The sequence below is a fragment of the Nitratireductor thuwali genome, assembly GCF_036621415.1.
Taxonomy (GTDB): domain Bacteria; phylum Pseudomonadota; class Alphaproteobacteria; order Rhizobiales; family Rhizobiaceae; genus Chelativorans; species Chelativorans thuwali.
Genome location: NZ_CP030941.1, coordinates 96,661 through 119,583 on the forward strand (window position 1 = coordinate 96,661; position 22,923 = coordinate 119,583).

Sequence of the window (22,923 nt, forward strand, 5' to 3'; positions counted from 1 at the left end):
GATCAATGCGGTTACTCTCCAACCGCCTTTGCATCGTCTCTTGGGCCTCCAACCTTTAGGGCGAGGATGCCCGCGGCGAGGACAATGGCCAGCATCGCTACGTTGTGCAGGTATTTGGGCAAGGGCTCTACCTCACCAAGAAGCGGAAAATAGGTGAAGGCCAGCACGCCACGGCTGAGCAAGTAGCCGAGTGCCACGGCCGCAGAGTGCCGGGGTGTCCAGACAAATCGCATCCTTAACTGGATGATCATGGCGAGGATCAGGATCGTCGAACCCAACCCCACCACCACGCCGAACCAACCCTCCCCCGCGAAATTGCTTAACACAGCCACAGCGAACGTCACCGCTAGCACCACAAGAGGGCTCACGCGGCCGGTTGGTGTTGATCGGATGCTCACATTGCGGCGGCCGATCAGGACGGCCGCCAGAAAGCATGCCGCGACCAGCAGCCATGAAGTAACAAGTTGGGTCTGAGAGGCACTTTGCGACTCCGGGTCAAGCATTATCAACGCGGCCGATCCCACGTAGAAGACCGCTGCAACGATCATGCCGAAGGGACGCAGCCAAGGCGCTTCCGCAGGCTTCGGCCGCCAGGCTTCCGCTATTGCGATGGGGCCGGCGTAGCTGAAGATGATATGGCCGATGATGAAGTTGTAGGCATTGTGCGCGCTGATGCCGAACTCTGGGATTAAGGTCGCCGACCGGCTTTCTTCCCAGCCGGCATATCCGTGGTACTGCTCGGCAAACATGGACTGGTCGATAATGCAGGCCTGGAGAACACCCAGAGCGGCGCAGAGCAACAGCAAGGAAGGCCAGCCCCATCCCAAGCGCCGGGCAAGCTCTCGCATGAGCAAGGCGGGCGCCCCATAAAGCGCCATGAAAAAGATCAGGTTGAACAGGACAGCGCCGATGTCGCCGGTGCTATCGGAGTATGCGGCCAGCAGCTCCGCGCTGACAGCACAAAGAGCCGCCAAGGCCAAGATTTGGGCGCTACCGAAAATCCAGTCTTTCCCGGCCATTCAAACCCCTGGCTTTGCTTCCATCGAGCATATCAGGCCCCCTCGCGCGCCTCCGTGTTCTCGAAGATCCCTGCAAGCGCCTTCATGCGTGCATTCGACCATAATGCGTTTTCGGACCTGCCATATAGAAATGAAATTGCAGGCCTGCTGCTGCAAGCATTAAGGTCGACTGAAATGGCGGACGCGGCGGGAGAACGAGGAGCAGGACCGGATGGAAAAAGACCGCTCGATTTCGGGAACGATGAGCTTCGATGAGGTCGACATAACGCACGAACTCCAAAGTCGCCCAGCCCGCGCACCGGCCCTGGAAGCCGAAAACACAGCCATCCGGCTTCTATTGGAGGAGATGGCCAACCCCCGTGTCGGCGTCCTCGAACTACTCAGTGAGACGGCCATGCGCCTGTGCGGCGCGCAATCGGCAGGGGTTAGCATTCTGGAGGAGGACGAGGATGGCAGAGAGCGCTTTCGCTGGCACGCGGCCACCGGACGATGGAGCATCTTGTCTGGTCAGAACATGCCTCGCCACAGCCCGTGTGGTGTCGTTGTCGATAGGCAGTCAACCATTCTCATGCAGCATCCCGAACGCTACTTCCAATACAGCAACAACATTCCCGCGCCGATCCAGGAGGCCCTCCTTGTCCCGTTTCATATCGATGGCCGAGCAGTAGGCACGGTCTGGGTCATTGCTCACGAAGAAGAGCCCCGTTTCGAGAGGGAGGACGAGCGGCTCCTCGGCGTCCTAAGTCATTTCGCGTCGATCGCTTACAATGAGCATGAGAAGCGCGAGCGCTTGTCCAGGAGCGAGCAAAGAAACCGGCTGCTGGCGCGCGAACTCAGCCACCGGGCGAAGAACCTGCTTTCGATCGTCCAAGCTCTCATGTCGCAGTCAGCATCGCGGGCGGAAACGCTGGAGGAATTCCAGCGGACGTTCCGCGCTCGCCTGCATTCGCTCGCGGCATCGCACGACGCGGTGTTCGCAAGCGGGACTGGAACTGTAAAGCTCGACGAGTTGGTCAAAACGCAGACTCTCTCTCTCGTCGAGGATTCCAGTGACTGCATCGTGCTTGAGGGTCCGGAGTTGCATCTCGACGCGGCATCAGCACAGATCATCGGGATGGCTTTGCACGAGCTCTCCACAAACTCTGTCAAGTACGGCGCACTGTCCGATGATGCGGGAGGCGTGGTGATCCGGACGAGGATCTTCGAAGAGGATGGAAGCAAGTTCTACCAGATATTGTGGTCTGAGCACGGAGGCCCGCCCGCCGAAGAACCCGCGGCGGCCGGTTTCGGCAGCATGTTGCTCAAACGCGTTGTGCCAAGTTCCACCGGCGGGAAGGCAAGTCTCGAATACCTCCCACATGGTCTTACCTGGAACCTGATCGCGCCTATCGCCGATCTTCCCTGAGCGTGAGGAACCCTGGCACCGGTTCCGGTGCCAGCGACCCATTCAAATGTCCCGTCTTTCGGCCACCGTGGCCGCGGAAAGCGGAACTGGTTCGGTATGATCCCGCCACCGCAACGTGACCCTTCAACTCAATGGTCAGCAGTTTAACCTGCCGACCGGTGCCGGGGCCTCTACGCAGATCCGTACCACTGGGAATGAACATCCGCGCAGCAATCGCGTTCCGTTCTCGAATGCCATTAGCCTCGCGGAGCAGATATGATCGATCGATGGTATAAGAACGCCATCATATACACTATCAACGTCGGCACCTTCATGGATTCGAATGGTGACGGCGTGGGAGACTTCGGGGGGTTACGAGACCGGCTCAACCATCTGACCTGGCTTGGCGTCGACTGCATCTGGGTGCAGCCCTTCTATCCGAGCCCGATGCAAGACTACGGCTATGACGTGACCGACTACTATGCCGCTAAACCTGCAAACGGCAACCTGGGCGAGTTTGTCGAGTTCAGTCAGCTTGCCCGCGACAAGGGCATCCGCATCCTCGTCGACCTGCCGGTCAACCACACGTCGGATCAGCATCCCTGGTTTCAGGAGGCGCGCAGGGATCGGAGATCCCGCTTCCGGGACTTCTACGTGTGGTCGGAGACGGAGCCGTCTGAAACCGACAAAGGCGTTGCCTTTCCCGGATTCCAGCAACGGATCTGGACCTATGACGACACGGCGCACGCCTGGTATTTTCACCGCTTCTACCGCCACCAGCCGGACCTGAACATCACCAATCCGAGCGTCAGGGACGAGATCAAGCGAATCATGGGTTTTTGGCTCAAGCTCGGCGTTTCCGGGTTTCGCATAGATGCCGCGCATTTCCTGGTCGATGAGGTGCGGCCCGACGGCTCCGTGGTGCGCCACTACAAATATCTCGAGGAGTTCCGGGAGTTCCTCTCCTGGCGCCAGGGCGATGCGGTCATGCTGGCTGAAGCACATGTCGATCTCGACGAAATCCCGCATTTCCTGGGGCGTGGGCGCATGCAGATGGGCTTTGCCTTCCAGCCCAATCAATACGTGTTCCTGGCGCTTGCCACAGGCGACTCGAAGCCGCTGATCGAAGGCATGAAGCGCATGCCCCACCTCGACCACACGGGCCAATGGGCGCAGTTCCTGCGCAACCACGACGAACTCGACCTGAGCGACCTTTCGCCCGACGAGCGCCAGCGCGTGCTCAAAGCCTTCGCACCCGATCCCAACATGCAGATCTTCGGGCGAGGCATAAGGCGCCGTCTCGCGCCGATGCTCGGCAACGATCGCCGCAGGCTGGAGCTCGCCAACAGTCTCATGTTCTCGCTGCCGGGAACGCCCGTCATCTACTACGGCGACGAGATCGGGATGGGCGAAGACCTCTCGCTCGAGGAACGCTGGCCTGTGCGAACCTGCATGCAGTGGTCCGATGCCCCGAGCGGCGGGTTCTCCACGGCACCTCCCGGCGAGCTTCTGCATCCGATGATCCACAACGGCGCATTCGGGGTCGAGACCGTGAATGTCGACGAGCAGAGGCGAGATCCCGATTCTCTGCTCAACTGGATGCGCCAGCTCTGCGACATCCGCAAATCTTGCCCGGAGATCGGCTGGGGCGAGATGGAGATCATCGAGACCGACGACGATGCCATGCTTGCCTTGCACTACCGCTGGCAAGGCGGCAAGGTCCTGCTGCTGCACAACCTGGCCGATGTCGCCCGCGGCGTGCGGCTGGAACTCAAGGAGGAGGAGGCTGGCGAGCTGGTCGACCTCTTCGGCAACCAGGTCTATCCGCGGGAAAGCGGCGCAAGCCGCACTATCGAGCTCGACGGCTACGGCTATCGCTGGTTTCGGGTGCGGCAATGATGACGGCCCCATGGACCGCCGAGCTTTTCCGCCGCCCGCAATGCGCAGTCCGAACGCCATGACGCGCCTTCCCGACTACGTCACGCTTTTCGATTCCGGAAGCCTGCCGCTCGAGGCGCTCGCCGCCCATCTGAAAGGCAAGGATTACAGATGGTTCGAAGGTTCAAGAATACGGGCAGCGGCGGTCCGCGTGGTGAGCCATCTTCCCGGCCGGCTGCGGGAGGAGCTTTATCGGCTTGCTGGCGGGCTCGACGCCGTTCCGCCGCGCCGGATCGAGGACGTGGACGCCGAAGCGATCGCCCGCTGGGCGACGCGGAGCTATCCGGCACGGCAGTACCCGGCGGTCATGATCGGCTCCTCCACCGGCGCTGCGGTCCATCTCTGCGCGGCGCTCGGGATTCCCTGGCTGCCGCAGACGGTGCTCGTGCCGGTGAGGCGGACGCTCGATCCCGACCGCCCCCGGGACGACCTCGAATGGGGACGCGAGCCGGCGGCGCGGCTGGTCGAGCGCAACCCCGAGCTTCGGGTCTACCAGATGCACGATCCGAACCAGGACCGGCTGATGCTCATGCACATGGGCTATTTTCGGGCGAAGCGCCGCCGCCTCGGCCAAAGTTACGAGGAGTTCCTGCGCCGCAGCCTGCCGCCTGGGGGCACGATCTTTCTCCTGGAATGCAATTTCCGTTGGCCTGCGGTGCGCGTCTCGGACAGCCACTTCTTTCAGACCGGCGGCTATGGCGGCCTCGCGCCCGAAGAGTACCTGCACGGCAGCGAGCGCGTCCGCCGGCATCTGGAAAGGCTGGGCGCCGGAGTGGACCGCTGGGACGCGCCGCAGCCGGATGGGGACTTCCCCGAGGCCGAGTGGGGCTTCGACCCCGATCTCGGCAAGGACGCCGAGCGCTTCGCGCGGGAGAACGGCTATCGGCTCTGCCGCATCGTCTATGACGACCCGGTCGATCTCAGCCCCTTTGTCGCCGATCTCCATCGCTGGTGGTACCGGCGCCTGGGCCAGCCGGACGATCGGCTGCTGGTGGAATCCTTCATCATGCTCCAGCCGCGCCTCGCGCTGACGGCGGGCGCGGTGCCCTACTGGATGACCTTCAATTCCGTGCGGTCGGCGTCGGACCTGCGCGCCTATATCGAAAGCCGCCCACGCTTCAACGAGATCTATCTGATGCCGTTCTCCAACAGCATCGAGGGCGCGGGATTGGCCCCGGTGGAGACCTGGCGCGATATCCTGGCGAAGGCCGCGCATCGGGGCGAGTTCATCGGCATCGATCCCGACAAGTACCCCAAGGACCTCGCATCCTTCGTGACGCACACCGAGGCTATCGCGAAGCTCGCGTGCCGGGAGGTGCCGTCCCCGCTGTCACTCGACGAGCTGTCCGAGTTCTTCGCCAGGGACACGGAGGGCAAGGTCCGATTCGATATCAGGTGCGAGGCATGAGGCATAGGCTGCGGGAGCTGGCCGTCCAGTGGCGGTTCTGGGGTTTTCTGGGGCTGGCGCGGTCGGTGCACTATTCGGTGCTCGGAACTTGGGGGCAGTTGCGCCGCGCCCGGCGATCGAGGCCGTTGGAGAAGGTCGGACAGGTCATATCCTGCGCCGCGCGCCCCGACGGCGCCGACCTGGAGCTCGAGGCGGCGCGGCTGGAGATCCGGTTCCTGGCGGCCGATCTCGCCCGCGTCACCTGGACGCCGGGGCGCCTGCCCCTGCCGTACGGGCTTGCCGAGACCGACTGGTCGGGCGCACCGGTTCGCTTTGAGGAGACGGCGGAGGGGTGGCGGCTGGCGACCGGTGACTTGCACCTGAGCGTACTCCGCGACGGCACGCTTGTCTGGGCGACGCCGGACGGCACACCGCTGCGGCGGGAGGCTCCGCCTGAAAGACGCGGCGAGGAATGGCATCACAGGGCGAGCCTGGCGCCGGACGAAGCCGTTTTTGGACTCGGCGAGCACACGGGCCCGCTCGACCTGCGCGGAACCGAACGGCGGCTCTGGAATAGCGACCCCATGAAGTCCTACGGGCCTGACGAGGACCCGCTGTACATGGGCATTCCCGTCCTGCAGACGCTCAAACCGTCAGGCGGATATCTGGCCTTCTACGAGAACAGCCACGCCGCTGACTTCACGTTCAACGACGAGATCCGCGCCCGCTTCGAGGGTGGCGCGTTGCGGTATTATCTGACGCCAGGCCCGCCGGAGCATACGCTGCAGCGCTATACCGAGCTAACGGGCCGCCCGCCGCTGCCGCCCCGCTGGGCGCTCGGCTATCACCAGTCGCGCTTCAGCTACCGGACCGAAGCGGAAATCCGCGATCTCGTGCAGGGCTTTCGCAAGCACAATCTGCCGCTCAGCGCCATCCATCTCGACATCCACTATATGGACGGTTTCCGCGTCTTTACGGTGGACGAGGATTCGTTCCCCGATCTCAAAGGCTTGGCCGAGGAGCTTGATGCCGACGGCATTCGCCTCGTTACGATCCTCGACCCCGGGGTGAAGCGGGACAAGGATTACCGCGTGTTCCGACAGGGCAGCGAAGGCGGTCACTTCTGCCGGACGAAACGGGGCCGCATCGCGACCGCCCCAGTCTGGCCGGGCTGGAGCGCCTTTCCAGATTTCACGCGGGCCGAGACGCGGGCCTGGTGGGGCGAGCAGCATTCCGTGCTGCTGGAGCGCGGGGTCACCGGCTTCTGGAACGACATGAACGAGCCGGCGATGGTCGCGCTCTGGGGCGAGCGGACGCTGGCGCAGGACGTCGTCCACGATTTTGACGGACGCGGGGGCACCCATGCCGAGGCGCACAACCTTTACGGCATGCTGATGGCGCGGGCAACCGACGAGGGGCTGAGGCGCCTGGACCCGGACCGGCGCCACTTCCTGCTGACCCGGTCCGGCTGGGCCGGCATCCAGCGGCATGCGTGGATGTGGACCGGCGACATCTCCAGCGGCTGGGATATGCTGCACCAGACGGTTCGAACAGTGCTCGGCCTTGGCCTCTCCGGTATGCCCTATTCGGGACCCGATATCGGCGGCTTCAAGGGCACGCTCGGGCGCGAGGAGTATCTGCGCTGGTTCGAATTGGCCGCCTTCCTGCCCTTCTTCCGGACGCACTCCTCGCAGAGCACCGAGCCGCGCGAGCCCTGGCGCTTCGGGGCCGAGGCGCTGGAGCGCGTCCGCGGTCTCCTGCGGCTTCGCTACGCGCTTATGCCGTATCTCTACACGCTGGCCTGGGAGGCGAGCCGGACCGGCCATCCTCTCGTGCGGCCGGTATGGTGGGGCGCGCCCGGCGAGGACCGCCTGCGCTCGGTCGACGACGCGTTCCTTCTCGGCCCGGACCTTCTCCTCGCACCGGTGCTCGGCCCGGGCGAGCGGCGGCGGCGCACGATGCTGCCCCCGGGAGAGTGGTACAGCTACTGGTCGGGCGAGCGATACAGCGCGGAAGCCGATGTCGAGGCACCGCTCGGTCGCCCTGCGCTCTTCGTCCGCGGCGGTAGCGTCCTGCCCCTGGAGCAAGACCGGGTCCTCGAGCTGCGTCTGTTCCCTTCGGCCGGAGTTCGCCGCGTGAGCATGCTCTATTCGGATGCCGGCGGCATTGGTGCGGAAGCCCGCGTGGACACGTTCCTGCTGGAAGTGTCGGACGGCAAGCTGGCCCTTCGGAGGTCGTTCACCGGCAAAGGCCACTGTCCCTATGAAACGATCCGGCTCTCCCTCCCGAAAGCCGGGAACTGGGCGTGCGATGTGGACGGGCAACGGGTCCCTGCGGAGGCGGAAGGCTGGTCGGTCCGGCGGGACTTCCACACGGCACATTTCCTGCTACCGGGCCACGACTGAAGGGACGGGAACCAGGTGCAGCGCAGCGCAGCCCGCAGCAGAGCTCCGCGTCTCCTCCGGTTCCGACTGCCTCGGGTCGAGAGACGAGCCGCCGAGCGAATGAAGCGGCACCGAATTGAACATCTTCTCGAGCACTTTCGGCACTGCCGGGAGTCTGGCGTGGTGACAAACAGCTCCTCTCTGACGATGATCGAGGGGATGCAGGCTTTGAGTTCTCCGACCCACTCGAGCGCAATATCGCTCAGTCGGGACTCATCCTCTAGGTAGCTGCCGCCGGCATCGCTGTGGCAGCCGGCGAACCAGAGCGGGTCGAGCCATTGGGGCTTTCAGCCCTCACCTCCTGCACGGCGGCGCGCGTACCCTATTCAACTCGGGGGAAATCGGCTCGGTTTCGTCGATCGAGAGCGCATGGCGCGCAAAACCTGCACAGGGACGCAGCTAAGTCTTTAAATAAAAGGAGCTTTAGGTCCAGCCCATCATCGGCGGGGCTCGATCTAAGGACACCGGCCTTCCGGCCTGAGCCGCCTTTCCACAGTTGAGGGCCGGCCGTCGATGTTCAGCCTCGTCGCCCGTTTCTCGCGCTCGGCGACCACCTGCCCCCCGGCGACGACGCAGAGCCTTTCGGCGCGCAAGCGGATCGCCTCCACCGGATCGCCGGCGTCAAGCACCACGAGGCTCGCCTTCCTGCCCACTTCCAGCCCGTAATCGGCAAGTCCCATGATGGCCGCGCTCTCAGCGGTCACCATGTCGAAGCAGCGGCGCATATCGGCCGGGCTCGTCATCTGCGCCACATGCAGCCCCATGAACGCCACGTCCAGCATGTCGGCCGTGCCCAGCGAATACCAGGGGTCGAGCACGCAGTCCTGCCCGAAGCCGACGCGAATGCCGGCCGTCAGCATCTCCGGCACGCGCGTCAGTCCGCGGCGCTTCGGATATGTATCGTGGCGACCCTGCAGCACGATGTTGATCAGCGGGTTGGGGATGGCTGAAACCTGGGCTTCCGCCATCAGCGGCAGCAGCTTGGAGACATAGTAATTGTCCATGGAGTGCATGGAGGTGAGGTGCGAGCCGGCCACCCTGCCCTGCAGGCCCAGCCGCTGCGCCTCGTAGGCGAGCTGCTCGATATGCCGCGACAGGGGATCGTCCGTCTCGTCGCAATGCATGTCGACCATGAGGCCTCGGTCTGCCGCGATCTCGCAGAGTTCGGTGACGGAGCGGCGGCCGTCCTCCATGGTGCGCTCGAAATGCGGTATCCCGCCCACCACGTCGACGCCCTTGTCCAGCGCCCGGATCGTGTTTTCCCGCGCCTTGGGGTCGCGGTAGAAACCGTCCTGCGGAAAGGCGACGAGCTGCATGTCGATATAATGCGCCACCTCGCGCTTCACCTCGAGCAGCGCCTCGACCGCCAGCAGCCGGTTGTCGCAGGTATCCACATGGGTGCGGATGGCAAGCAGTCCCATGGAGACCGCCCAATCGCAATAGGCAAGCGCCCGCTCCTTCACTGCCTCGTGCGTGAGAAGCGGCTTGAGTTCCCCCCAGAGCGCGATGCCTTCGAGCAGCGTGCCGGAGGCATTGATGCGCGGGATGCCGTAGGAGAGCGTGGCATCCATGTGGAAATGCGGATCCACGAAGGGCGGCGTGACGAGATTGCCCGCAGCGTCGATCACGCGCCCGGCCTCCGCCTCGATGCTGGCCTCGATCGCCCGGATCGTCTGCCCCGAAATGCCGATATCGGCCCTGGATCCGTCCGGAAGCCGGCCGCCCTTGACGATCAGGTCGAAGCTCATCTTTCGCCTTTCTGATAGGGGATCATCAGCGCCTTGGGATAGGTCGCCCGCCGCGCCACCAGCACCAGCGCCAGGATCGATAGCACATACGGCATCATGAGGAATATCTGGTAAGGCACAACGCCGCCCGTAATCTGCTGCAGCCGCACCTGATAGGCATCGAAAGCGGCAAACAGGATCGCGCCGACGAGCGCCTTACCCGGCCGCCACGAGCCGAAGACGACGAGCGCGATGCAGACCCAGCCCCGTCCGTTGATCATTTCGAAGAAGAAGGAGTTGAAGGCCGACATGGTGAGAAACGCACCGCCGACGGCCATGAGCGCGCTGCCTGCCATCACCGCGCCCATGCGCACGGCGGTCACGCTGATCCCCTGCGCCTCCACCGCCGACGGGTTCTCGCCGGCCGCCCTGACGGCCAGCCCGAGCGGCGTGCGGTAGAGCGCCCAGGCGGTGAGCGCCACGGTGAGAAAGGCGAAATAGGTAAGCGGCGTCTGGTTGAAGAGTGCCGGCCCGACCAGCGGTATTTCCGACAGGACGGGGATGGGCAGCGGCTGGAACGGCGCGATCTTCGGCGGCGAGGTTACCTCCGGCAGCACGATGCGGTAGGTGAAGTAGGTCAGGCTGGTCGCCAGAAGCGTGATGCCTATGCCAACCACGTGTTGCGACAGGCCGAGCGGCACCGTAAGCGCGCCATGAAGCAATCCGAACAACGCGCCGACGGCTGCCGCGACGGCCACGCCGGTCCACAGATCTCCTCCGGCATAGACCGTGAGCCAGCCGGCGAAGGCCCCCGCCGTCATGATGCCCTCGATGCCGAGGTTCAGAACCCCTGCCCGCTCGCAGATCAACTCGCCCATGGTGGCGAAGATCAGCGGCGAAGCGATCCGCACCGCTGCGACCCAGAATGAAGCGGTCAGCAGGATGTCGAGAGCTTCCATCACCGCCACCGCACCTTGAAACGCATCAGCATGATCGCCACCACCATTGTCAAAAGCGCGGTCGCCACCATCACCTCAGCGATGTAGCTCGGCACCCCGGCCGAGCGGCTCATGGCGTCGGCGCCCACGAAGATGGCGGCGACGAAGATCGCCGAGGCCACGACGCCGATGGGATTGAGAAGGGCGAGCATGGCCACGACGATGCCCGTGTAGCCGAAGCCCGGCGACAGATCGAGCGTGAGGTTGCCCTTGAGCCCGGCCACCTCCGAAAAGCCTGCAAGGGCCGCGATGCCGCCGGAAAGGAGCGCCGTCTTCATCAGCACCACGTTGACCGGGATGCCGGCGAAGCGGGCGGCTTCAGCATTGTGGCCGACGGCGCGCATCTCGTAGCCGAGCGTGGTCTTCTTCATGATCACCCACACGACGGCTGCCGAGGCAATCGCGATGACGAAGCCGAGATGCAGCCGCTTGCCCTGGATAAGCCGCGGCAGTTGCGCCTCGGCGATCACCCGTTGCGATTGCGGCCAGCCAAGCCCCATCGGGTCCTTCAGCACGCCTTCAAGCAGCATGGAGACAAAGAGCAGCATGATGAAGTTGAGAAGCAGCGTAGTGACCACCTCGTCGACCCCGAAACGGGTCTTGAGCAGCGCGGGACCGAGCAGGAGAGCCGCGCCGGCGGCCATCGAAGCCACCATGATGATGGGGATGAGGATCGGTGCCGGCAGCGGTAGCGCGCCCGTGCCAAGCACCACCGTGACCACGGCGCCGGCATAAAGCTGCGCCTCAGCGCCGATGTTCCAGAGCCTGGCGCGGAAGGCGACGGCAACGGCCAGGCCGGTGAAGATCAGCGGCGTGGCACGCGAGAGCGTCTCCATGAGAGCGAACTGCGAACCGGCCGCGCCCTTGGCGACCAGCGCGAAAACGGACAACGGCGAAGCCCCCGCTGCCAGAACCAGGAGCGAGCTCACGAGCAGGGTGGCGAGCACGGCGCCCGCCGAATAGGCGAACGTTCCGGCAAGGGACGGGGCGGGCTTGGCCTCAAGGCGCATTGGAGCACTCTCGCGGCAGGCATGCCGCGGTTTTCCGAATCCACGTCACGCTGCCGCCTCCAGCCCGTGCCCCGCCATCATCTCTCCCAACTCCTGGATGGAGCGCGCGCCGCGCGGCGAAGGCGGAGAGATGCGGCCCTTGAACATGACGCATACCTCGTCCGATAGGGCAAGAATCTCGTCCAGGTCCTCGGAAATGAGCAGGACCGCCGCTCCCCTCCGCCGCGCCTCCAGCAGCCGCCGGTGCACATAGGAGACGGCGCCCACGTCGAGCCCGCGCGTAGGCTGGTTGGCGAGGATGACCGCCGGATCGGGATCGAGCGCGCGGCCGAGGATAAGCTTCTGCATATTGCCGCCTGAAAGCAGCCGGACACGCGCCTCCGGCGACGGGCACTTGACGTCGTAGTCGCGAATGATCTCCTCCGCGAAGGCGCGGGCGGCCCTCCAGTCGATGAAGCCGCGGCGGCTGAACGGCCGGTCCCGGTAGCGCTCGGCGATCACGTTTTCCGTCACGCTCATGTCCCCGATCGTGCCGACCGCGTGCCGATCTTCGGGAATGCGCGCGATGCCCAGGTTCAGCGCCTCTCGGGGCGACCCGCCGGCGATCGTTCGGCCGGCGATGCGCATCGTGCCGGAAACCGGGCGCTCCGTGCCCGCGATCAGCGCGGCAAGCGCCGACTGACCATTGCCCGAGACGCCGGCCAGGCCGGTGATGACGCCGGCATGGAGCGCAAGCGACACCTGTTCCAGCCGGCTGCCGGAAGCGCCTGGTCCGGTGGAAACGTTCTCGAGCTCGAGCAGCGCCGCGCCGGGCTCCGCCGGCGCTACGGCCGGGGCGGCGACCTCCTTCCCCACCATGAGCGCGGCCAGCTCGGTGCGGGTGGTCCCGTCCGTGCGGCGCTCGCCCACGAGCCTGCCGCCGCGCAAGACGAGCACACGGTCGCTTACCGCCATGACCTCGCCGAGCTTGTGCGAGATGAAGATGATCGAGAGTCCGCGCGCCACGAGCATCTTCAGCGTGCGGAACAGCGCCTCGGCCTCGATAGGCGTGAGAACCGCCGTCGGTTCGTCAAGGACAAGGATTTGGGCGTCGCGATAGAGCGCCTTCAGGATTTCGACGCGCTGGCGCTCGCCCACCGAGAGGGCGGAAACGGGGCTGTCCGCATCGACCGCCAGGCCGAAGTCCTGCGAAAGCCGAGCGATGCGCTCGCGCGCCGCGGACCGGTCGAGGCGCCACGACCACGGACTCTGCGTGCCCAGCGCGATATTTTCCAGCACCGTCATGTTTTCGGCGAGCGTGAAGTGCTGATGGACCATGCCGACCCCCGCATCGAGCGCGGCGCGCGGATCGCCGGGCGGGAGCGGCTCTCCGAAGACCTCGACCGTCCCCGCATCGGCCACATAGTGGCCGAACAGGATGTTCATGAGCGTGGTCTTGCCGGCGCCGTTCTCGCCCAAAAGCGCCACGACCTCGCCCTCCCCGAGATCAAGGCTGATCGCGTCATTGGCGACCAGAGCACCGAAGCGCTTGGTGATGCCGGAAAGGCGCAGGACGGTATTGCTTGTTGCAGCGGCGGATTGGAGCATGTGGAGGCGTCGCAATTTGTGAATCGGCCATTCTCCGCCGATCGGCAGATGACCCCGGAACGGTCGGGTGGGGTGAAAAGTCGATCATCACCCCTACCCTGCATTTTCGCGTGACCTCCCCGTCAAGGAGGAGGTGGATACGCTCCTCTAGCTTGCCTTCGGCTCCGCGTCGTCGATCTCGACGGTGAAGCTTCCCGCCTTGATCGCCGCCTCGCGCTCGGCCACCAGCTTCATCGCAGCCTCCGGCACTTTTCCTTCGAAGGTACCGAGCGGCGAGACGGAGCAGCCGCCCTCCTTCATGAAGGAGTAGACGCCGTAGTCGGCCGCCTTGAAGGTGCCGGCCTTCAGCTCGGCCAGCGCGTGGTCGAGCGTGGGCTCGAAATGCCACAGCGCTGATACCACCACCGTTTCCGGATAGTCCGCCTGCGTCTCGATGACGTTGCCGATCGCCAGCACATTCCGCTCCTGCGCTGCGTCGGAAACGCCGAAGCGTTCGGCATACATCATGTCCGCGCCGGCATCGATCTGCGCAAAGGCGGTCTCCTTGGCCTTGGGCGGATCGAACCAGGAGCCGATGAAGGCGACCTGGAAGGTGGCGTCGGGCGCGGTCTCCTTCACGCCGGCCATGAAGGCATTCATCAGCCGGTTCACCTCGGGAATCGGATAGCCGCCGACCATGCCGATATTCTTCGTTTCGGTCATGGCGCCCGCTATGATTCCAGTAAGATAGGAGGCATCCTGAATGTAATTGTCGAATACCGCGAAATTCGGAATGGCCGGATCCTCCTTGAAGCTGGAACCCATGAGAAAGGCCACGTCCGGATAATCGCGCGCCACCGATCTTGCGGCGTCCTCCAAGCCGAACACCTCGCCGAGGATGAGCTTGTGGCCGGCTTCGGCATATTCGCGCATGACGCGCTCATAATCATTGTTGGAAGTGTTCTCGGAGAAGACATATTCGATGCCGCCGCGGTCCTTGGCGGCGTTCGCGGCCTTGTGAATGCGGCTCACCCACTGCTGCTCGACCGGCACGGTATAAACGGCCGCGACCTTGATCGGCTCCTGCGCGAGCAAGCGGCCGGGAAGCCCGACGCCTGCCAGTGCGGCGGCTCCCGCTCCCGTCAGCAGCTGGCGGCGGCTTAGTGGAAAGAGCTCTGCATTCGCGGACTTGATTCTCATCTGTTCACCCCTGGCTGGATTGGCGCGTTTGCGACTGTTTTTTATCGTTTGGTCAAAGCTATGCCAAAATTGAGAACGCGGCAATGCGGAACAAGCTGTAGAACGCGCGGAAAACGAGACGGGTTGTCGGGAGCCGCACTGGCCGTTCGTCCTCGGGATGCCAAGCGCAAGAGCCGAATGCTCAGATTGCGCGCATCGCTCTCGACCGCATCATTCAATCACCCGGAGCCTTCCAATGACCCCCACCATTACCGCCTTTGAACGTTCGCCCGATCGCGGCCAGGGCCTGGCGCGTGACACCCGCGTTCGCTGGGCGCTGGAAGAAGTAGGCCAGCCCTATGATGTCCGCCTTGTTTCGTTCAGCGAGATGAAGGAGCCCGCGCATCTTGCCCTTCACCCTTTCGGGCAGATTCCGACCTATGAGGAAGGCGATCTCGCCCTGTTCGAGACGGGGGCGATCGTGCTCCATATCGCCGAGCGCCACGCGGGACTGCTGTCAGAGGATGCAAATGCCCGGGCACGCGCGATCAGCTGGATGTTTGCCGCGCTCAACACGGTGGAACCGCCGATCCTCGATCGTGAAACCACCAGGCTCCTGGAGCGCGACGAGGCTTGGTACGACCAGCGCATGCCCGGCGTCGAGGATCGCATCCGCAACCGGCTGGGCCAGCTTTCCGCCCGCCTTGGCGATTCGGACTGGCTGGATGGCGCGTTCAGCGCCGGCGACCTTATGATGGTGGCGGTGCTGCTCAGGTTGAAAGCCTCATCCGGCATGCTGGACGAATATCCCAACATCTCCGCCTATGTCGCCCGCGGCGAGGCCCGGCCCGCCTACAAGCGTGCTTTCGATGCCCAATTGGCGGTCTTCACCGCGGCATCGACCGGCTCATAAGGTCGCTCTGGCGCGCTTGATCCCACGGAAGCGAGTATCCGAATTGGGCGCTCCGGATTTCGGGCGGGCGGATGTCTCCCGGCGGTGCTCACCGAGGCGTTGGGAGGATATCAACGGCGATCCGGCCGTCGTCGCCGAGTTGCGTGCGCAGTATTGACCTCCTGCCCGACCTGCCGGATGAGGCAGCGGCCGAGCAGAAGTCAGGAGCAAGTGAATGTCCGAAGCCGCCTATCAGAACGCCGGTCAGTATGTGATTGCGCCACCCGCCATGGCAGCGCTGCCGGTGGACGGAAGCGATCAGCTTTTCCCCGTCAACCGCATTTTCTGCATTGGCCGCAATTATGCGGCCCACGCGGTGGAGATGGGCCATGACCCGTACAAGGAGCCGCCCTTCTTCTTCTTCAAGCATCCGACCAATCTGGCCGTCGGAGAAGATTTTCCCTATCCAGCCAGGACCAACGACGTGCATCACGAGATCGAGATGGTGGTGGCGCTCGCCAAGGGCGGAACGGATATCGGCGTCGAAGACGCGCTCGACCACGTCTTCGGATATGGCGTGGGCCTGGACATGACCCGGCGCGACCTGCAGGGCGAGGCCAAGAAGCTTGGGCGCCCGTGGGAGGTCGGAAAATCCTTTGAGAAATCAGCACCCTGCGGCCCGCTCGTTCCGGCATCCCGTATCGGTCATCCGACCGCAGGCGCCGTGACATTGGACGTCAATGGCGAAAGGCGCCAGAGCGGCGATCTCAACCAGATGCTCTGGAAAGTGCCTGAGATGATCGCCATCCTGTCGCAATATTTCGAACTGCAGCCAGGCGACCTGATCATGACGGGCACGCCGGCCGGTGTCGGGCCCGTCCAGCGCGGCGACGTGATGCATGGCAAGGTGGCAGGCATTGGCGAAATAGCCGTAAGGGTGATCTGATCCGCACCGGCTTTGCGGAAGGAGCGGCGTCCCATGCGGACGCCACCTTCTTCTGTGCGGTGTTCAAAGGTCGATCTCGGCGGCCAACCCCGCGCTGCGCGCCGCCTCCGCGGCCAGTGCGGCGACCGCCAGGTCCTGCAGGCCGACGCCGGTGCCGTCGAATAGGGTGATCTCGTCATCGTGGGTGCGGCCGGGATGCTTCCCGTTGACCACCGCGCCGACCGGCGTGATGTCGGCCTTGTCGATGAGCCCTTGCGCGACCGCGTGTTGGCACTCGCCGATGCTGGCGGACTGCGCCACCTCGTCGGTGAAGAGCGTGGCGGCCGCCACCAGTTCGGCATCGACCTCCTGCTTGCCCTTGGTGTCGGTGCCCATGCAGGCCAGATGCGTGCCGGGCTTGACCTGGCCGCGCATGAGGATCGGCTCGAAGCTCGAGGTGATGGTGATGATCACGTCGGCTTCCGCACCGAGCCGGTCGAGCGAAACCGGCTCGAAGGGCAGGCCGAGCTCGGCCGCCGTTTCGGCCAGACGCGGCAGCATTTCGGGGTGCAGGTTCCAGCCGATGACGCGTTCGAAATCCCGTTGCTCGGCCGCCGCGCGCATCTGAAAGGCCGACTGGAAGCCCGCGCCGAGCATGCCCAGCACCTTGGCATCCTTTCGCGCCAGATGGCGGATCGACACAGCCGAGGCAGCGGCCGTCCGGATCGCCGTCAGGTAGTTGCCGCCCACCATGGCGTGGGGCCGGCCCGTATCGGGATCGAACAGGAACACGGTCGACTGGTGGTTGGTCAGGCCGCGCTTCTCATTGCCCGGCCAGTAGCCGCCCGACTTCAGCCCGAGCACGCCGTTCTTCCGGTCGAAGCCCGATTTGAACCCGTAGAGAGCATCCGCATTGCCGATCGCCTCGCGGATAACGGGAAAATTACAGGCCTCGCCCGCCGCCATGGCGGCGAAGACGCCTTCGATGGCGGTGAAGGCGTTTTCGCGCGTGACCACCTTGCGGCAGGTCTCTTCCGAAACGACCAGCATACCGGCCTCAGTAGGCCAGGCCGCGCGCCGTCACCGGCCAAAGGCACTCCACCTTGCCGTTGCGGACGCCGACATACCAGTCGTGCACGTTGCAGGTGGGGTCGCAATGGCCGGGAACGAGGCGCAGCTTCTCGTTGATCTTCAGCACCCCATGAGGGTCCTCGATCACGCCGTGCTCGTCGGAGCATTTGATATATTTCACGTCGTCGCGGCCATAGACGAAGGGCAGGCCCGAATCCACCGACTGCGCCTTGAGACCGGCGTCGCAGATCGCCTTGTCGGCCTTGGCGTGGCTCATCACGCTCGTCAGGATGAACAGCGCATTCTCCCACTCGCCCTGGTCGATGCGGTTGCCGTCCTTGTCCTTGATGCGGCCGTAGTCGGCATCCATGAAGGCATAGGATCCGCACTGCAGTTCGTTATAGACGCCCGAATTGCTCTCGAAATAGTAGCTGCCGGTACCGCCGCCGCTGACAAGCTCGGGCTCCAGCCCTTCCTTCTTCAGCGCCTCGACGGCGTCTTCCACCTGAGCGATTGCGGCGTCGAGCTTGGCCTTGCGGTCCTCGTAGCTGTCGAGATGCTGCATCGCCCCCTGGTAAGCCTGGATACCGGTAAAATCGAGGTTCGGCGCGGCGGCGATCGCCTGGGCGATCTCCACCACCGCCTCACTGGTCGTGACGCCGCAGCGGCCGGCGCCGCAATCGATCTCCACGAAGCATCCGAGCGTGGTGCCATGTTTTTGCGCCGCCGCCGACAGGTCGGCGACGTTCTCGACATCGTCGATGCAGACGATGACGCGGGCGCCATAATTCGGCAGACGGGCCAGGCGATCGATCTTCGCCGGGTCGCGGACCTGGTTCGACACCAGAATGTCCTTGATGCCGCCGCGCGCGAACGCCTCGGCTTCCGACACCTTCTGGCAGCAGACGCCGACGGCGCCACCGAGCTTTTCCTGCAGTTTTGCGACATCGACCGACTTATGCATCTTGCCATGCGCGCGGTGGCGCATGCCGTGCCCCCTGGCATAATCGCCCATCTTCCTGATGTTGCGCTCGAGCGCATCGAGGTCGAGGATCAGGCAAGGCGTCTGGATGTCTTTCTCGGCCATGCCGATGGCGGCGGGAATGTCGTAGCCGACCTCATGTCCGGCGACGGTTTCGTGCTTGGTCATAGGCTTTATCCCTTATGATTGTGCCCAGGGCAATTTGCCGAGATCGACATTGCCGCCGGTCACGATGACGCCGACGCGCTTGCCGGCGAAAAGCTCCTTGTTCTTCAGGATCGCTGCCAGCGGCACCGCGCTCGACGGCTCCATGACGATCTTCATGCGCTCCCAGATGAGCCGCATCGCCGCAACGATCTCCTCCTCGGTGGCCGTGAAGATGTCCTCCACATGCTTCGAGACGAAGTGCCAGGTGAGTTCCTTGAGCGGTACCTTCAGCCCGTCGGCCACCGTCTGCGGCGCATCGTCGGCAATGATGCGCCCGGCCTTGAAGGAGCGGTAGGCATCGTCCGCGTTCTTCGGCTCGGCCGCATAGATCTTCGTCTTCGGCGCGATGGTCGACAGCGTAAGGCAGCAGCCTGAAACCATGCCGCCGCCGCCAATGGGCGCCACCACGGCATCGAGCTCGCCGAGATCCTCGACCATCTCCTTCGAGCATGTCCCCTGCCCGGCGATGACGCGCGGGTCGTTATAGGGGTGCACGAATTCGGCACCCGTCTCGGCCACCACCTCGGCGAAGACCGCCTCGCGCGAGGAGGTCGAGGGCTCGCATTCGACGATATGCCCGCCATAGCCGCGAACCGCCGCCTTCTTGGGCTCCGGCGCGGTCCTCGGCATCACCACGGTGACGGGAATGCCGCGCTTGCCGGCGGCATAGCTCAGCGACAGCGCATGGTTTCCCGAGGAATGGGTCGCGACGCCGACCTTTGCCATTTTCTCATCCAGCCCGAACACCGCGTTGGATGCGCCTCGCGCCTTGAAGGCGCCCGCCTTTTGGAAGTTCTCGCATTTGAAGAACAATTCGGCACCGGTCAGGTCGTTGATGAAGCTGCTGGTCAGGATCGGCGTTCGGTGGATATGCAGAGCGATGCGCGCATGCGCGGCCTCGACATCGGCGTAGGTCGGTATGTCCATATCGCGCTCTCCTCAGGCTGCGGCGCGCGGCATGGCGCCCGCGCCGCGCCCGGCGGTCGTCCGATAATGCTCCTGGGCGGCGGCAACGCCAGAGCCGAGCGTGACCGGCAAGCCGAGATCCGCCATGACCATCTCCGCCGTGGCGATGCCCGATAACGCCATGACGTCGGTCATAGAGCCCAGATGGCCTATGCGGAACAGCTTGCCGGCCACCTCGCCCAACCCGACACCGAAAGCCACGCCGTATTTTTCAGCGGCATGGGTAACGATACGGGTGGCATCGAAGCCGTCCGGAACGAGGATTGCGCTCACCGTGTCGGAGTAAAGCGCCGGTTCTTTCGCGCAGAGCGACAGGCCCCAGGCGCCGACCGCCTTGCGCACGCCGTCGGCAATACGCCGGTGGCGCCCGAAGACGCGCTCAAGCCCTTCCTCCTCCAGCACGGTGATGGAGACGCTCAGGCCGCGGATCAGATTGACCGGCGGCGTGTAGGGAAAGCCGCCAGCGGCCATGGTGCTCAGCATGTCGCGGAAATCGAAGAAGCAGCGCGCGCATCTGGCCGAGGAAACGACCTCCAGCGCCTTTGGGCTGATGCCCAGTATGGCGAGTCCTGCCGGCAGCATGAAGCCCTTCTGCGAACCGGTGATGGCGATGTCGACGCCCCATTCGTCCATGCGGAAATCCATCGAGGCGATGGAGCTCACCCCGTCGACGTAAAGCAGCGCCGGATGGCCGGCCGCGTCGATGGCGCGGCGCACGGCGGCAATGTCGCTGCGCACGCCGGTCGCCGTCTCGTTATGACAGACGAGCACCGCCTTGATCGCATGGCGCGTGTCGGCCTTCAGCGCTCGCTCGAACGCCACCGCCGGCGCGCCTTCGCCCCACGGCCTCTCAATGACCTCGACGTCAAGGCCGTGCCTCCGGCACAGGTCGATCCAACGGTGCGAGAACGTGCCGTAGCGTGCCGCCAACACCTTGTCGCCCGGCGACAACGTGTTGGTCACCGCCGCTTCCCACGCCCCGGTGCCGGTCGACGGGAAGAGGATCACCTCCGCCTCCGCCGACTGCAGGACACGGCGCACCCCTTCGAGTGCCGGCTTGTACATCTCGGCAAAGACGGGCGAACGGTGATCGATCGACGGATAATCGAGCGCCCGGCGCAACCGCTCTGGGATGTTGGTCGGGCCCGGAATGAAGATCGGATTCTGCGTCGACATCGACCTGTCTCCAAAGTCTGCAAGCAGCGAACGGACTGCGGGATCAGACTAAGCCCCTCCCCATCGCATTCGCAATTATTTTGAAAAACATTTTCATTGGTACAAAAATCTCGTTATACTCATGTTATGGAAGGGCTTTTGGGTTTTTCGCCTGGTGAAAAATCCGCAAGACCTATGATGGTTGAAGGGAAGACAGGATGGCTCATCGTGTCGGCCGCGCGCGAGGCAGACCGCGCTCGTTCCACAACAGCTCTGACAACACGCTCATACAGTCGCTCGACCGTGCAATGGACGTGCTCAAGGTCGTGGCGCGCGGTGACGGCCTGTCATTGACAGAGATCGCCGACCTGTCCGGCCAGTCGGCCTCCACCGCCTATCGCATCCTCATCACGCTGCAAAAGCACCGCATCGTCGAGTTCGACGAGCCGACGCAGACCTGGCATGTGGGGATCGAGGCGTTTCGCGTTGGCAGCCATTTCCTCGGCCGCACCAGCATCGTCGAGCAGAGCCGGCCCGTCATGCAGCGCATTATGGCCGAGACGGGAGAGACGGCCAATCTGGCCATCATCGACCGCGGCGAGGTCATCTTCGTCAGCCAGGTGGAGACGCATGAGCCGATCCGCGCCTTTTTCCGGCCCGGCACGCGCGGCCCCGTGCACGCATCGGGCATCGGCAAGGCGCTGCTTGCCTATCTGCCGCGGGCACAGTCCGAAAGCATCCTGAAGAGGGGCGCGCTCAGCACTTATACGGCCAAGACCATCGTCTCGCACGAAGCCCTGGCCGCCGAAATGGAGCGGATCCGCGCGCACGGCTTCGCCGTCGACGACGAGGAGCGAACCCAGGGCATGCGCTGCATCGCAGCGCCCATCTTCAACCAGTTCGGCGAGGCGGTGGCCGGGGTTTCGCTTTCCGGGCCCGCCTTCCGCATCACGCCTGGTCGCGACACGGAATATGGCGCCGTGGTCCGCAAGGCGGCGGAAGACATTACGCGCGCCATCGGCGGCGTGCCTCCACGGGAGTGATGCGCATTCGTCCCGCCGCGCGTCGTCAACCGACCGTCAGGACGATTTTCCCGATATGCGCGCTGGTCTCCATCAGCGCATGGGCCTTGGCGGCGTCGGCCAGCGGGTAGCTCCTGTAGATCGGGGGCCGGCACTTTCCCTGCGCCAGCAACGGCCAGACCTTTTCCTCCAGCTGCGCCGCGATCCGCGCCTTGGCCGCGACCGGCTGGGACCGCAAGGTCGACCCCGTATGCGTCAGGCGCTTGAGCATCAGGCGCATATAGTCGATCTCGACGCGCGAGCCCTGGAGGAAGGCGATGTTGACGATCCGGCCGTCGACGGCGGCGGCCTGGTAGTTCTTCGCGATATAGGGTCCGCCGACCATGTCCAGTATCACGTCGGCACCGTGTTTGTCCGTCACCTCCTTGACGACAGCGACCCAATCCTCCTCGCGATAGTTGATGGCCGTATCGGCGCCGAGCCTGCGGCAGGCGGCGCATTTTTCATCCGAGCCGGCGGTGACTACGACTGTGGCGCCGAAGGCCTTGCCGAGCATGATCGCCGTCGTGCCGATGCCGGAACCGCCGCCATGGACAAGCAGCGTCTCGCCGGGCTTGAGCGCCCCGCGCTCGAAAACGTTGTGCCATACGGTGAAGAAGGTTTCGGGGATGGCGGCCGCATCCTCCAAAGGCAACCCGGCGGGAACCGGCAGCGCGTTCGAGGTGTCGACCAGCGCATATTCGGCATATCCGCCGCCCGGCGTCAGAGCACAGACCGGATCGCCCGCTTTCCAGCGCGACACGTCGCTGCCCACCGCCTGCACGGTTCCGGCCACCTCCAGCCCTGGAATCTCCGATGCCCCCGGTGGTGCCGGATAAAGGCCAGCCCGTTGCAGGAGATCCGGCCGGTTAACGCCGGCAGCCGCCACCCGGATCAGGATCTCGCTCGAGCCAGGCGGCGAAACGGGCAACTGCTCCAGTCGCAGCACATCCGGCCCGCCGGCTTCGCTGATGGCAACGGCCGACATGGTCTTGGGAAACTCCGTCAAGAC

Annotated in this window: 18 protein-coding genes; 7 read left to right on the top strand and 11 right to left on the bottom strand. The window is 64.6% G+C overall.

Translation table 11 applies throughout. The features are described from left to right. Positions 1–11: 11 nt before the first annotated feature. Positions 12–1,019, bottom strand: coding sequence for a hypothetical protein (locus NTH_RS00485; protein WP_338528156.1), 1,008 nt, complete (start codon positions 1,017–1,019; stop codon positions 12–14). A 211-nt stretch (positions 1,020–1,230) separates the two neighbouring features. On the opposite strand from NTH_RS00485, the gene NTH_RS00490 reads away from it, so the two are divergent. The 4 genes from NTH_RS00490 (at position 1,231) to NTH_RS00505 (ending at position 8,133) form a co-directional block, all read left to right on the top strand. Beyond that, the gene (locus NTH_RS00490; RefSeq protein ID WP_338528157.1) at positions 1,231–2,424 is read left to right on the top strand and encodes a sensor histidine kinase; all 1,194 of its coding nucleotides are present in this window, start codon (positions 1,231–1,233) and stop codon (positions 2,422–2,424) included. 255 nt (positions 2,425–2,679) lie between these two features. Next, entirely contained in the window at positions 2,680–4,302 is a 1,623-nt protein-coding gene (locus NTH_RS00495) for an alpha-amylase family protein (RefSeq protein ID WP_338528158.1), read from the top strand. A 58-nt stretch (positions 4,303–4,360) separates the two neighbouring features. Then, positions 4,361–5,749, top strand: a complete 1,389-nt coding sequence (locus NTH_RS00500) for a hypothetical protein (RefSeq protein ID WP_338528159.1) — start codon at positions 4,361–4,363, stop codon at positions 5,747–5,749. After that, the gene (locus tag NTH_RS00505; RefSeq protein WP_338528160.1) at positions 5,746–8,133 is read left to right on the top strand and encodes a glycoside hydrolase family 31 protein; all 2,388 of its coding nucleotides are present in this window, start codon (positions 5,746–5,748) and stop codon (positions 8,131–8,133) included. Before NTH_RS00500 ends, NTH_RS00505 begins: the two co-directional genes overlap by 4 nt. 494 nt (positions 8,134–8,627) lie before the next feature. Here the strand turns inward: NTH_RS00505 and NTH_RS00510 are convergent, their stop codons facing one another. From NTH_RS00510 to NTH_RS00530, 5 genes are all read right to left on the bottom strand, one after another. Then, positions 8,628–9,920 (bottom strand): amidohydrolase family protein, encoded by a 1,293-nt coding sequence (locus tag NTH_RS00510; RefSeq protein ID WP_338528161.1) that lies wholly within the window; start codon positions 9,918–9,920, stop codon positions 8,628–8,630. Continuing rightward, positions 9,917–10,858: an ABC transporter permease gene (locus tag NTH_RS00515; protein ID WP_338528162.1), complete on the bottom strand. Its 942-nt coding sequence runs from the start codon at positions 10,856–10,858 to the stop codon at positions 9,917–9,919. The genes NTH_RS00510 and NTH_RS00515 overlap by 4 nt, the downstream gene beginning before the upstream one ends. Further along, positions 10,858–11,907 carry an ABC transporter permease gene (locus NTH_RS00520; RefSeq protein ID WP_338528163.1) on the bottom strand — a complete coding sequence of 350 codons (1,050 nt, stop codon included), beginning with the start codon at positions 11,905–11,907 and terminating at the stop codon, positions 10,858–10,860. Before NTH_RS00520 ends, NTH_RS00515 begins: the two co-directional genes overlap by 1 nt. A 45-nt stretch (positions 11,908–11,952) precedes the next feature. Then, positions 11,953–13,494 (bottom strand): ABC transporter ATP-binding protein, encoded by a 1,542-nt coding sequence (locus NTH_RS00525; RefSeq protein ID WP_338528164.1) that lies wholly within the window; start codon positions 13,492–13,494, stop codon positions 11,953–11,955. A gap of 147 nt (positions 13,495–13,641) precedes the next feature. Beyond that, a complete protein-coding gene (locus NTH_RS00530; protein WP_338528165.1) occupies positions 13,642–14,673 on the bottom strand; it encodes a BMP family protein in 1,032 nt (343 codons plus the stop codon). A gap of 235 nt (positions 14,674–14,908) precedes the next feature. Here NTH_RS00530 and NTH_RS00535 point away from each other — a divergent pair, with 235 nt between their 5' ends. Both NTH_RS00535 and NTH_RS00540 read left to right on the top strand, forming a co-directional pair. Next, on the top strand, positions 14,909–15,565 hold the full coding sequence (locus NTH_RS00535) for a glutathione S-transferase family protein (protein WP_338528166.1): 657 nt from the start codon (positions 14,909–14,911) through the stop codon (positions 15,563–15,565). Between the two features lie 214 nt (positions 15,566–15,779). Next, complete coding sequence (locus tag NTH_RS00540; protein WP_338528167.1) at positions 15,780–16,490, top strand: fumarylacetoacetate hydrolase family protein; 711 nt, start codon at positions 15,780–15,782, stop codon at positions 16,488–16,490. A 63-nt stretch (positions 16,491–16,553) separates the two neighbouring features. Here NTH_RS00540 and bhcD read toward each other — a convergent pair whose 3' ends face one another. The 4 genes from bhcD to bhcA are packed head-to-tail and all read right to left on the bottom strand — an operon-like array spanning position 16,554 to position 20,871. Then, positions 16,554–17,519, bottom strand: coding sequence for an iminosuccinate reductase BhcD (gene bhcD / locus NTH_RS00545; protein ID WP_338528168.1), 966 nt, complete (start codon positions 17,517–17,519; stop codon positions 16,554–16,556). A 7-nt stretch (positions 17,520–17,526) separates the two neighbouring features. Next, complete coding sequence (gene bhcC / locus NTH_RS00550) at positions 17,527–18,690, bottom strand: 3-hydroxy-D-aspartate aldolase BhcC (RefSeq protein WP_338528169.1); 1,164 nt, start codon at positions 18,688–18,690, stop codon at positions 17,527–17,529. A 12-nt stretch (positions 18,691–18,702) separates the two neighbouring features. Beyond that, positions 18,703–19,656 (bottom strand): beta-hydroxyaspartate dehydratase BhcB, encoded by a 954-nt coding sequence (gene bhcB, locus NTH_RS00555; RefSeq protein WP_338528170.1) that lies wholly within the window; start codon positions 19,654–19,656, stop codon positions 18,703–18,705. A 12-nt stretch (positions 19,657–19,668) separates the two neighbouring features. Beyond that, a complete protein-coding gene (gene bhcA / locus NTH_RS00560; RefSeq protein WP_338528171.1) occupies positions 19,669–20,871 on the bottom strand; it encodes an L-aspartate--glyoxylate aminotransferase BhcA in 1,203 nt (400 codons plus the stop codon). 197 nt (positions 20,872–21,068) lie between these two features. Between bhcA and bhcR the strand changes: the two genes are divergently transcribed. Then, complete coding sequence (bhcR, locus tag NTH_RS00565; RefSeq protein ID WP_338528172.1) at positions 21,069–21,893, top strand: HTH-type transcriptional regulator BhcR; 825 nt, start codon at positions 21,069–21,071, stop codon at positions 21,891–21,893. 25 nt (positions 21,894–21,918) lie between these two features. Here bhcR and NTH_RS00570 read toward each other — a convergent pair whose 3' ends face one another. Then, positions 21,919–22,920: an NAD(P)H-quinone oxidoreductase gene (locus NTH_RS00570; protein ID WP_338528173.1), complete on the bottom strand. Its 1,002-nt coding sequence runs from the start codon at positions 22,918–22,920 to the stop codon at positions 21,919–21,921. Between the last annotated feature and the right edge of the window lie 3 nt (positions 22,921–22,923).

Bases quoted from the DNA above. Each gene is read 5' to 3' on its own strand.
- bhcR (WP_338528172.1), top strand. From the start codon at position 21,069: ATGGCTCATCGTGTCGGCCGCGCGCGAGGCAGACCGCGCTCGTTCCAC.
- NTH_RS00520 (WP_338528163.1), bottom strand. From the start codon at position 11,907: ATGCGCCTTGAGGCCAAGCCCGCCCCGTCCCTTGCCGGAACGTTCGCC.
- bhcC (WP_338528169.1), bottom strand. From the start codon at position 18,690: ATGACCAAGCACGAAACCGTCGCCGGACATGAGGTCGGCTACGACATT.
- NTH_RS00500 (WP_338528159.1), top strand. From the start codon at position 4,361: ATGACGCGCCTTCCCGACTACGTCACGCTTTTCGATTCCGGAAGCCTG.
- NTH_RS00525 (WP_338528164.1), bottom strand. From the start codon at position 13,494: ATGCTCCAATCCGCCGCTGCAACAAGCAATACCGTCCTGCGCCTTTCC.
- NTH_RS00535 (WP_338528166.1), top strand. From the start codon at position 14,909: ATGACCCCCACCATTACCGCCTTTGAACGTTCGCCCGATCGCGGCCAG.
- bhcA (WP_338528171.1), bottom strand. From the start codon at position 20,871: ATGTCGACGCAGAATCCGATCTTCATTCCGGGCCCGACCAACATCCCA.
- NTH_RS00530 (WP_338528165.1), bottom strand. From the start codon at position 14,673: ATGAGAATCAAGTCCGCGAATGCAGAGCTCTTTCCACTAAGCCGCCGC.
- NTH_RS00495 (WP_338528158.1), top strand. From the start codon at position 2,680: ATGATCGATCGATGGTATAAGAACGCCATCATATACACTATCAACGTC.
- NTH_RS00540 (WP_338528167.1), top strand. From the start codon at position 15,780: ATGTCCGAAGCCGCCTATCAGAACGCCGGTCAGTATGTGATTGCGCCA.
- bhcB (WP_338528170.1), bottom strand. From the start codon at position 19,656: ATGGACATACCGACCTACGCCGATGTCGAGGCCGCGCATGCGCGCATC.
- NTH_RS00505 (WP_338528160.1), top strand. From the start codon at position 5,746: ATGAGGCATAGGCTGCGGGAGCTGGCCGTCCAGTGGCGGTTCTGGGGT.
- NTH_RS00510 (WP_338528161.1), bottom strand. From the start codon at position 9,920: ATGAGCTTCGACCTGATCGTCAAGGGCGGCCGGCTTCCGGACGGATCC.
- NTH_RS00485 (WP_338528156.1), bottom strand. From the start codon at position 1,019: ATGGCCGGGAAAGACTGGATTTTCGGTAGCGCCCAAATCTTGGCCTTG.
- NTH_RS00515 (WP_338528162.1), bottom strand. From the start codon at position 10,858: ATGGAAGCTCTCGACATCCTGCTGACCGCTTCATTCTGGGTCGCAGCG.
- bhcD (WP_338528168.1), bottom strand. From the start codon at position 17,519: ATGCTGGTCGTTTCGGAAGAGACCTGCCGCAAGGTGGTCACGCGCGAA.
- NTH_RS00490 (WP_338528157.1), top strand. From the start codon at position 1,231: ATGGAAAAAGACCGCTCGATTTCGGGAACGATGAGCTTCGATGAGGTC.